Origin of the sequence: Serratia ureilytica, from assembly GCF_013375155.1 — a bacterium.
Classification (GTDB): Bacteria; Pseudomonadota; Gammaproteobacteria; order Enterobacterales; family Enterobacteriaceae; genus Serratia; species Serratia ureilytica.
The window spans coordinates 1-291 of the sequence record NZ_JABXOF010000035.1; the positions used below are offsets into that span (position 1 = coordinate 1).

Annotated in this window: 1 other RNA gene; it reads right to left on the reverse strand. The window is 51.5% G+C overall.

Annotation, left to right across the window (positions count from 1 at the left end):
• Positions 1-76: 76 nt before the first annotated feature.
• Positions 77-206, reverse strand: a non-coding RNA gene (locus HWW83_RS25535) — RtT sRNA.
• Positions 207-291: the final 85 nt, after the last annotated feature.

Consider the following 291-nt stretch of genomic DNA (forward strand, 5'->3'; position numbering starts at 1 on the left):
GTGCAGCGGCTGCGTTCTCATCCTCTCGACGTGCAGACGAAAAAAAACCTGCTGTTACAGCAGGTTTTCTTGAATTTGGTCGGCATGAGAGGATTATGCGCATCTTCGATGCTTGCCCTGTGGGCCGTTGCTAAAGCAACGTGGTCTCACTACGTTCGGCTCAAACCTCCTTCGGAGATTCTCATCCTCTCACGTACAGACGAAAAAAAACCTGCTGTTACAGCAGGTTTTCTTGAATTTGGTCGGCATGAGAGGATTCGAACCTCCGACCCCCGACACCCCATGACGGTG